Origin of the sequence: uncultured Ruminococcus sp. (assembly GCF_937915125.1) — a bacterium.
Classification (GTDB): Bacteria; Bacillota; Clostridia; order Oscillospirales; family Ruminococcaceae; genus Ruminococcus_C.
Genome location: NZ_CALDMP010000088.1, coordinates 1 through 11359 on the forward strand (window position 1 = coordinate 1; position 11359 = coordinate 11359).

Annotated in this window: 4 protein-coding genes; 2 read left to right on the forward strand and 2 right to left on the reverse strand. The window is 48.8% G+C overall.

Annotated features, from left to right (window positions below):
- On the reverse strand, window positions 1-225 hold a 225-nt coding region (locus Q0418_RS08885), incomplete at its 3' end, for a hypothetical protein (RefSeq protein WP_298483780.1).
- A complete protein-coding gene (locus Q0418_RS08890; protein ID WP_298483781.1) occupies window positions 222-2237 on the reverse strand; it encodes a leucine-rich repeat domain-containing protein in 2016 nt (671 codons plus the stop codon). The genes Q0418_RS08890 and Q0418_RS08885, both read right to left, overlap by 4 nt.
- A gap of 110 nt (window positions 2238-2347) precedes the next feature.
- Here Q0418_RS08890 and Q0418_RS08895 point away from each other — a divergent pair, with 110 nt between their 5' ends.
- On the forward strand, window positions 2348-2959 hold the full coding sequence (locus Q0418_RS08895; RefSeq protein WP_298483782.1) for a TetR/AcrR family transcriptional regulator: 612 nt from the start codon (window positions 2348-2350) through the stop codon (window positions 2957-2959).
- Window positions 2960-3104: 145 nt separating this feature from the next.
- On the forward strand, window positions 3105-11359 hold an 8255-nt coding region (locus tag Q0418_RS08900; protein ID WP_298483783.1), incomplete at its 3' end, for a GLUG motif-containing protein.

Below are 11359 nucleotides of genomic sequence, written 5' to 3' on the forward strand. Positions count from 1 at the left end.
ACAGCCCTTTGTTGCGTAAACCTTTGCGCCACCTAAAGCAGGGGAACTCTCTGTGCTTAAATCCTGTCCCCAGACCGAGCTGTTTTCTCCCTGTGAAAGGAGATAAGCCACCTCGCCGCTGCCAAACTGCGTTTCGGTTTTGCCGCCGTTTTCGTCTGCTGTATCTGAAAGGGAATAGCAGTTTGTGATTGTGCCGTAATTACCTGCACACACGCCGCCAATCAATGATGCATTTCCTTCTGCGCTGATATTGCCTGAGTATAACAATTTATAATTGCGCCTTCATTATATCCGCAGATACCTCCGGCAGAAGCTTTACGATACACTGAAATTACTACACCTGCATTATAACAATTTGTGATGATACCGCCGTTTGCTCCGCACACGCCGCCAACATAGTCATTTCCTCTGAAATATGCGTCAGCAATACCAACACCGGAAACCTTGCCGCCGCTTTTTATGCTGCCAAACAAGCCGACATAACTTGTATCTGAATCATTGAAATACAATCCGCTTACTGCATATCCCTGTCCGTCAAATGTGCCGGTGTATTTGTTTGAACTGTTACCGATAGGCGTCCAGTCAATCCAGTTCTCTGCCTTTACACCGCCACAGTTTGCAACATCACCTGTGTTCACGGTAATATCAGCAGTAAGGACAGCGTTTATTCCTGTATTTCCGCTGTTAACCTGCTGTGCAAGCCAGTAAAGCTGACCTGCATTTCCAATTTCGTAAACGCTGTCTGTGTCGCTGTCTGTTGCAGGCTCATATGCGCCGCAGATTGAACAGAAGCCGTTTTCATCATAGGTGTGATTATCCGCTGTGATTGTACAGCTGATCGTATTTGTGCCAAGGTCGCCGTCAATATCATAGGTATATGTGGCTATGCAGTCAGTAACGAGGAGATAACCGTTTTCAATAGTGCTTCCCTGAAGGTCAGACACCATATCCGCATTTATGCCGTAATCAGCAAGGCAGATAACGGTCGTTTTTTCTGTGAACGGTAAAAGCGGTGAAACATATAAAGTCGAAATACTGCCTGCTGCATTGACTGCAATTAATGGGTTGTCTTTGCAGTTCAGTTTTGTCAGTAACGTATTCTGGCTCAAATCCAGGCTCGTCAGCTGATTGTCGTAGCAGTACAGATATTTCAGTGCAGCATTCTTGCTCACATCAAGGCTCGTCAGCTGATTGGAGTAGCACCACAGTGTTGTCAATACTTTATTCTGGCTCACATCAAGGCTTGTAAGCTGATTGTTATAGCAGTACAGACTTGCCAGTGCTGAGAAATGCTCCACGCCGGTCAGGTCGGTAATTGCCATACCATTCACATTAATGGCGGTCACTTCCGCTATTTCTTCTGCGTTCAGAATGCCGTCACCGCTGGTGTCGCAGTATTCCTGCACATAGCTGCGGAAATTTGCGTCCGGGAAGGTGGTTTTGTTAATTTCCACCATGGGAGCGCTGATGGTACAGCTGATGGTCTTCGTACCGTTCTCGCCGTCAATGTCATGGGTATAGGTCGCTGTATCAGCCGTTATCAGAAGAAAGCCGTTTTTAATTGTTCCGCCCGTCAGGCCGGAAATCATCTCTTCCCTGATGTCGTAATCCGCAAGGAAAATACTGAACGACTCCGCTGTGAAAGCGGCCAGATTATTACCCTTGAAATCGGAGATTTGTTTTGATGCATTCACTGCAAGCAGCGGATTTTCGTAGCAGTACAGGTCTTCCAGTGCTGTACAATCGCTCAAATCCAGGCTCGGCAACTGATTACTTTCGCAGTATAGAGATTCCAGGGCTGTACAATCGCTCACATCCAGGCTCTGCAGCTGATTGTTGTTGCATTCCAGATATGACAGTGCTGTACACCCGCTCACATCAAGGCTTGTAAGCTGATTGTAGTAGCACTTCAGTTTTGTCAGTGCTGTACACCCACTCACATCAAGGCTCGTCAGCTGAGTGTTGTAGCAATCCAGTCTTGTCAGTGCAGTACACCCGCTCACATCCAGGCTCGTCAGCTGATTGCTGTGGCAGTACAGTGTTGTCAGTGCTGTAAACCCGCTCACATCCAGGCTCGTCAGCTGATTGGAATTGCAGTTCAGTGTTGTCAGTGCTGTGAAATACTCCACGCCGGTCAGGTCGGTGATTCCCTTACTCTGCACATCAATGGAAGTCACCGCCGCAATTTCCTCTACGGACAGATTGTCGTCACTATTGGTGTCGCAGTTTTCCTGCACATAGCTGCGTTATAAAATATCAATAAATTCTTTACCAATCGTATTGACAGATTCTCTTTTTTGTGATATAATCGGATTGAGCAATTAATTCTGATAGGTGAGGTAACTGTATGGGTGCAATGAATGTGAAAGCACATGAAGCCAAGAGAACGCATATCATGGTAAAATGTTTTGAATGTTATGCAGAGCATGGTCTCGGCAGTGTCGGAATCAAAGGACTTGCAGAGGCGTGCGGGATTTCTTCGGGAAATTTGTATTTTTATTTCGATAATCTCGATGATCTGATTATTCAGTCCACTGAATATTGCATGAGCAAGGTAGAAGATGACTTCATGGCGAAAGCACCTACCAAGGTGTCAGACTTATGGCGTTTTATTGATGAGATTCCCTACTGGACAGCTGAAAAGCATGGAAAGAAGTACCGCCTGATGTATCAGATCTATACGCATCCGAAATACAGAGAATACGGTCAGAAATTCTTTGCGGGTGTTAATCTGCGATACACAGAATATGCGAAACAGTTAGAGGGCAAATTGGGGATTCCTTATCAGAAACTGACCGGGCTGATTTTTATTCTCGTTCGTGCCAGCGTTCACTATGCATTGTTTGAGGACGAATTTTACCTCAAATCACAGATTGCAGTGCTGAAAGAGAGCCTGGAATTATTGATTGAAAAGTATAATTCCGGGGTTCAGTCAACGGAAATAGGTGCTGATACATAAGATGCCGTCAGCAAATTCATGAGAGGAGGGCTTTTTCGGCAGAAATATATTCATATTGGCGATAAGCCGAAATATAATATATAGCAGCAATGCCGAGCGCTGCGTATATGAAATATCCTGATTATATTTAAGAGGAGGAATACTTATGGAAAGGCAAACAAGTTTTTCAAAGCGAATTTTTAGTATCATGCTAAGTCTGCTTATGGTTTTGTCCATGCTGCTGTATTTCCCCGGTGGAACATTCAGCAATATGGGCTTTGGACTGAAAGCAAATGCAGAGGGTAACACAAATGATTTCACTCTTTCTGCGGTAACCGGCGATCCCAAGGGCAACAGCAATGAAAAATACACAAACTTATTTGACGGCGATACCGGAACAAAATGGTGCTGTGGTTTCAGCGGCTCTGCCTATGTGATCTTCAAGGCATCGGAGCCGGTCAAGCTCAGCAAATATTCAATCGCAACTACAAATGATACAATTGATTGTCTCGGAAGAAACCCGCTGGAATGGACGCTTTCTGCCTGCATGAATTATGCGGACGAAAACACTTCATGGACAGTAATCGATACTGTTACAGATGGCAGCTTGCCAGCTGAAAATGAAACGTATACTGATTTCGATTTAGCAGAAACCACTTCGTTTTATCAGTATTTCAAGCTTGAAATCACAAAGATTAATAACGGTGACATTTTGCAGATCAGCGAGATTGCACTGAAGGATTATACACTGTGTGAGCATCAGTGGGAAGCTACAGGCGAAACAATCGCTCCAACCTGTACAGAGAGTGGCTATAACGTTGCATATTGCCCCTTATGTCAGGGAACAAGAAACGTACCAACAGTAGATGCTTTAGGGCACGATTTTGTTGGCGAGGTATGCACTCGCTGTGGGGTGGTAGACACAAAACCCAGAGAGCCTGCAACAGACGACAATGGTGTGTATCAGATCGGGACAGCAGCGGAGCTTTACTGGTTTGCAGGGCTTGTAAACGGGGATGCAAGCGTGTGCGACTATGACGCAACGGATAATCCGACCGGCACAAAGCAGAACAAATCAGCAAACGCAGTCCTCACGAACGATATTACCGTGAACAGCAATCTGCTTGGTTCTCTGACTTATGACGTTGACGGCAATGTAGCAAACGGCACGAGCTTCATAAGCTGGACGCCCATCGGCAAATACGACGACTCATACAGGTACAAGGGCACATTTGACGGAAAGGAATATACCGTCAAAGGCTTGTATTTCAATGATACAGATGAAACAACCGGAAAATATGTCGGCTTGTTCGGCTACGTAGGAAGCGGCGGAAAGGTTTCCAATGTGGGCGTTGTGGATTCCTATTTCAATGGTTACATGTATATTGGCGGCGTGTGCGGCAAGAATGCCGGCGAAATCACAGACTGCTATCACATCGGCGAAGTCGGCGGTCATTCTTATGTGGGCGGCGTGTGCGGAGAAAATATCGGCGTTTCCATCACAGGCTGCTATCACACGGGCAAAGTCACCGCAACTAGCGCTGATGCTGAAGTCGGCGGCGTGTGCGGAATGAATTATGGAAGCACCATCAGAAACTGCTATAACACAGGCGAAGTCAGTGCAAGCGGCAGTGATCCAAAAGTCGGCGGTGTGTGCGGTTATAATAATGTTTATCAAGGAACAGCAACAATCACAAATTGCTATAACACCGGCAAGGTCAGTGCAACTAGTAGTGGAGACGTCGGCGGCGTGTGCGGCTATAATAGTAGTATCACCGAAAACTGCTATAACACCGGCGCAGTCAGTTCAAACGGCGACTATGGTTATTCCGGCGGCGTGTGCGGGCAAAGTAGTGGCACCATCACAAACTGCTATAACACCGGCGCAGTCAGCAGTATAAGAATTGCGGGCGGCGTGTGCGGATATAATTCGAATGGCACCATCAAAAACTGCTATAACATCGGCACAGCCAGCGCGAGCAGCAAAATTAACCCCAAGGCCAGCGGCGTATGCGGATCTAACAGCGGCACCGTCACAAACTGTTATTACCTTGATGTCAAAGAAACAGACACAATTGATGGTACAACGTTCAAAACCACAGCGAAGTTCCAAAACGGCGAGGTGGCGTATCTCCTCCAGGCTGGTCAGACAGCAGACGGAGAAGGAAATATTCCGGAAGTCTGGGGACAGAGCATAGGCACAGATCCGTACCCTGTTTTAGGCGGCGCAAAAGTATATGCTCCCACAGGCTGTGTTATATATAATAACAGCGGTGACACAAGCCCAAAGGAACACGCTAATGATAACGGCACCTGCAAGAACTGCGGCGAGTATATGCCGGCAGTCTTCAATGAAACCGAAAACTGCTACGAAATCTCTAATGCAGGTCAGCTTTACTGGTTTGCAGGACTTGTAAACGGTACGCTTAGCGGAGTGACAAAGAAAACCTCTGCCAACGCAGTACTCACGGCAGATATTACCGTGAACAAGGACATCAGCACAAATCCAATTTCCTGGGCACCCATAGGTGACGACGACAAATACACTGGCACATTTGATGGACAGGGACACACCATCAGCGGCTTGTATTTCAATGATGCAAAAGCAGAAGGTGTGGGCTTGTTCGGCCGCATCGGAGACGGCGGCAAGGTTTCCAATGTGGGCGTTGTGGATTCCTATTTCAGCGGCTATGATTATGTGGGCGGCGTGTGCGGATTGAATTTCGGCGCCATCACAAACTGCTATAACACCGGCGAAGTCCTTGCGAGCTACGATGCTGCTCATGTGGGTGGCGTGTGCGGAGAAAATTGGAAAGGCACCATCACAAACTGCTACAATACCGGCAAGGTTAGCGGTTCAGATTGTGTGGGCGGCGTGTGCGGATACCAAGTATATGGCACCATCACAAACTGCTATAACACCGGCGAAATCCTTGCAAGCGGCAGTAAATTAAGAGTCGGCGGCGTGTGCGGCTATAATGACTACGAGGGTTCCATCACAAACTGCTATTCTCTGGAAACAGAGGATGGTCTAAGTGCAGTGGGAATGAACGATAGTTCCAGCAATGCAAAAACCAAAACCGCCGAGCAGTTCCAGAGCGGTGCGGTTTGCTATCTTCTGAACGGCGCAGACGATGTGTTCACCTGGCGGCAGAATCTGGAAACAGATGCTGCTCCTGTACTGGACGAAACCCACGGAAAAGTCTATGCAAGCACACCCTGTCCGGCAGAGTACACAAACGATGCGCTCAATATCCCGAATATCAAACATAGCTTCAAGGATGGTATGTGCAGCGTCTGCGGTGCATATGAAAGCGAACCGGAACTGAAGGACGGCGTATACCAACTGAAAACCAAGGGAGACCTCTACTGGTTCGCCGAACAGATAAACAGCGGTAATACCGATCTGGACGCTGTGCTGGTCAATGACATCACCGTGAACACTGGGACAATGTCCGAGAGTACCAGAGGTGCAATGGAATGGACACCCATCGGCAACGATTCAAACAAATACACCGGCACATTCAACGGACAGGGACACATCATCAGCGGTTTGTATTTCCATGATGAAAGTGCATATTATGTCGGCTTGTTCGGATATGTAGGAAGCGGCGGCAAGATTTCCAATGTTGGCGTTGTGGATTCCTATTTGAGCGGCAGAGCTTGTGTCGGCGGTGTATGCGGCATGAATGAAGGCACCATCACAGGTTGCTATAACACCGGCATAGTCCGTGCAGGCAGTGGTTCAGAATGTGTGGGCGGCGTGTGCGGCGTGAATGAAGGCACCATCACAGGCTGCTATAATACTGGCGAAGTCAGCGGCGAAATGGGCGTCGGCGGCGTGTGCGGATATAATGGCGGCGAAACAACCAAATGCTATAACACCGGCATAGTCCGTGCAGGCAGTGGTTCAGAATGTGTGGGCGGCGTGTGCGGCGTGAATGAAGGCACCATCACAGGCTGCTATAATACTGGCGAAGTCAGTGGCGAAATGGGCGTCGGCGGCGTGTGCGGATATAATGATAGAGGCACCATCACAAACTGCTATTACCTTGAAACCTGCAACGCAGAGGGTACAGAGTTTACTGCCACCGAGGGCACAGCCAAAACGGCTGCCCAGTTTGCCAGCGGTGAGGTCTGCTATCTTCTGAACGGCGCAGACAATGTGTTCGCATGGCGGCAGACCATCGGCGAGGATGCTCTTCCGGTATGGGATCAGACTCATGGAAAAGTCTATGCAAGCTATCCCTGCCCTGCGAAATTCTCCAACACCAAGGCAGGCATTCCCACAGTAGAGCATAACTTCCAGGACGGCATTTGTACCGTCTGCGGTGCGTTTGAAATCGAACCGGAACAGATAGACGGTGTATACCAGCTGAAAACAGTAACAGACCTCTACTGGTTCGCAGAACAGGTAAACAGCGGTAATACTGACCTGGACGCAGTTCTGGTCAATGACATCACCGTGAACACCGGGGAACTGTCCGAAAGCACCACAGATGCAAAGGTATGGACGCCCATCGGCAACTACAACAACCAGTACACTGGTACATTTGATGGACAGGGACACACTGTCAGCGGCTTGTACTTCAATGATGCAAACGCAAACTATGTTGGCATGTTCGGTTATGTAGGAATCGGCGGCAGTGTTTCCAATGTTGGCGTGGAAAACTCCTATTTCAACGGCAATAATTATGTAGGCGGCGTGTGCGGCGTGAATATTGGCGAAATCACAGACTGCTATAACAGCAGCGTAGTCAGTGCAAGCGGCAACAATACCTATGCCGGCGGCGTGTGTGGAGAAAATTATAAAGGCACCATTACAGACTGCTATAACACCGGCGAAGTCAGCGGCTACGATTGTGTCGGCGGCGTGTGCGGATATAATGGTGAAGGCACCATCACAAACTGCTATAACACCGGCGCAATCAGTGCAACTGGTGAAGATGCAGAAGCCGGCGGCGTGTGCGGATATCATGATAATAATGGCACCATCGCAAACTGCTACAACACCGGCGAGGTCAGCGGTTCACAATATGCCGGCGGCGTGTGTGCAGTCCAATATAATTGCACCATCACAAACTGCTACAACACTGGGGCAATCAGCGGTTCAGGATATACCGGCGGCGTGTGCGGATACCAATATAGAAGCACCATCAAAAACTGCTATAACACAGGGACAGTTAGCGGCTACAATTATGTTGGCGGCGTGTGCGGATATAATTCGAATTGCACCATCAAAAACTGCTATAACACCGGCGCAATCAGTGCGACTGGTAAAGATGCAGAAGTCGGCGGCGTGTATGGTTACCAATATAAAAGTACCATCACAAACTGCTACTACCTCGCCGCAACAGAGGACGAGAACGGCGGCAAAACCTCTGATCAGTTCCACTCTGGTGAAGTGGCATATCTCCTTGCCCATGGCACAGACGGTGAGGTCTGGGGACAGGATCTGTCCAAGGACACCAACTACCCGGCATTCAACGCCCTCAAGGTCTACAAGGCAACTGTGGACGGCAATACCAAGTACCACAACCACACTGAAAGCACTTGCGAATACTGCGGCGAGCTGATGGAGCCGGCGTTCAAAAACGGTGCATATCAGATCAGCACAAAGGAAGATCTCTACTGGTTTGCGGAATATGTCAACAGCGGCAATACTTCTGCAAACGCAGTCCTCACGGCAGATATTATCGTGAACGAAGGCAATGTCTCCGGCTGCAACGGCGTAAAGGCAGAGGGTTGGGTGGACTGGACGCCCATCGGTAACAACTCGAACAAATACACCGGCACATTTGACGGACAGGGACACGGCGTCAGCGGTTTGTATTTTAATGATGAAAGTGCAGAATATGTTGGCTTGTTTGGCTTCTTCGCATCTGGCAAGATTTCTAATCTGGGTGTGGAAAATTCCTATTTCAAGGGCAACAAGTATATTGGCGGCGTGTGTGGACGAAATGAAGGAACCACCATCAACTGCTATAACACCAGCACAATCAGCGGTTTAGAAAATGTGGGCGGTGTGTGTGGAGAGAACTACATAACCGTCACAAACTGCTACAACACCGGTACTGTCAGTGCAAGCGGCAACAACTCTTGGGTGGGCGGTGTATGTGGAGCTAATTATAGCGGCACCATCGCAAACTGCTATAACACCGGCGCAATCAGTGGAGCGGTTCGTGTCGGTGGCATATGCGGATCCAATTCCGATGAAATCATAAACTGCTATAACATCGGTGCAGTCAGCGGAACTGACAATAACGCTCTTGTTGGTGGACTGAGTGGTTATAATGGCAGAACCATCACAAACTGCTACTACCTGACAGACACAGCTGAACAAGCTGTTGAAGAGGATAACAGCGGAACAACATATGATGACGCATCCAAAGACGAAACCGCTTTCCACTCCGGCGCAGTTACGATTCTCCTTGCAAGCGGCACTGACGGCGAGGTCTGGGGACAGGATCTGTTCGTGGAAACCAGCTATCCGGAACTGGGTGCACCCAAGGTCTACGGTGACGGCACGACTATCGTATACCACAACCACACCAACAGCACATCCTTCATCTGCCCGTACTGCGATGAAGTTGCTCTTTCCAAGCCGGAGCAGATCGGCGGCGTATACCAGATCAGCAACGCACAGGAGCTGTACTGGTTTGCGGATAAAGTAAACAACGACAACGAAAACTATGGCAGTGCAAACGCAGTCCTCACGACAGATATTACCGTGAATGAGGGAACTATCACAGCGGATTCCACAAGTGCGACACCCTGGACGCCTATCGGCAAATCTGAAAGCCAATACAACGGCACATTTGACGGACAGGGACACACCGTCAGCGGTTTGTATTTCAATGATGAAGTTACAGATTATGTCGGCTTGTTCGGCTATGTAGGAAGCGGCGGCAGCGTTTCCAATGTTGGCGTTGTGGATTCTTATTTCAAGGGCAACAGTTATGTTGGCGGCGTGTGTGGATGTAATAATTCGGGCACCATCACAAACTGCTATAACACAGGCGCAGTCAGCGGAGAAAGTAATGTCGGCGGCGTGTGCGGAAAAAATGATGGCATTATCACAAACTGCTACAACACCGACTTCGTTGATGCAAGAAATTATGATGCATATGTTGGTGGCGTGTGCGGCGTAAATAACGGCACCATCAAAAACTGCTATAATATTGGTTCCATCAGAGACAGTTACGGTGAAGGCGGCGTGTGCGGAAAAAATGAGGGCATCATTATAAACAGCTACTGTGAATCCTTTATGGCTACCAATATCCTTGGACCAGATGGGGATGGTTCAGCATATGATGTCGCATTCCAATCCGAAACAGCATTCCACTCCGGCGAGGTGGCATATCTCCTTGCAAAGGGCAATTCCATCTGGGGACAGGATCTGACCGCTGAGGACAGCTATCCCACCCTGAATGGCGCAGCGGTTTATCTGACCAGCGGCTGTATCGGTTATAGCAACAGCAAGACAGCTCACACTGACCATACTTATGATGAAGATGGGATCTGTTCCGTATGCGGTGCGGAAAGTGACGATCCCATGATCCGGCTGACCATTGACGAGCCGGCAGAGATTGCTTACACTGGCGAGGCACTGGATCCGGCAGAACTGGTAAAATCTGACAGCACTGGTGCTATGACCTTCACCTGGAAATCCGGCGAAAAAGTGCTGGAGGAAGCTCCCACGGAATTGGGAGAATATGAGCTGATCGTGTCCATTCCGGCCACACGTTATTACGGCGAGGGAACCAAAACTTTCACTATTACAATCATCAAGGCCGATCCGGAATATACGATTCCTACCGACCTGACCGCTACCTACGGCGATACCCTTGCGGAAGTAGAACTTCCCGAAGGCTTTAGCTGGCAGGATGAGAAAACCACTTCCGTTGGAAAGGCAGGGGAGAACAAGTTCATGGTGACATTCACGCCCGAAGACACGGACAATTACAACGTCATCAAGGACATCGAAATTACCATCAACGTTGCCAAGGCTGATCCAACCGTCACCCCCACCATTGAGGATAAGACCTACAGCGAGGGGGATGCAATTCCGGCAATCTCCACTGGCGAGGATGATACTCCCGGTACCATCAAATGGCTGAATGTTCAACTGGAAGCTCTGGAAGCAGGGGAGAATGTCCTGACATGGGAGTTTACCCCGACAGATAAGGACAATTATAACGTAGTCACCGGTACAATCATCGTTGCGGCGGAGACTACAACAACTACAACTACTACCACAACCACCGGTAAGACAACGACAACCAGCGGTGCAACTTCCACTACATCCGGCACAACAACTTCTAAGGCGTCGTCTACCACGACAACTACCAAGGCATCTACCATTGCAACTACCACAACCACTGGCAAGGCAACGACAACCAGCGGCGAAACTTCCACCAC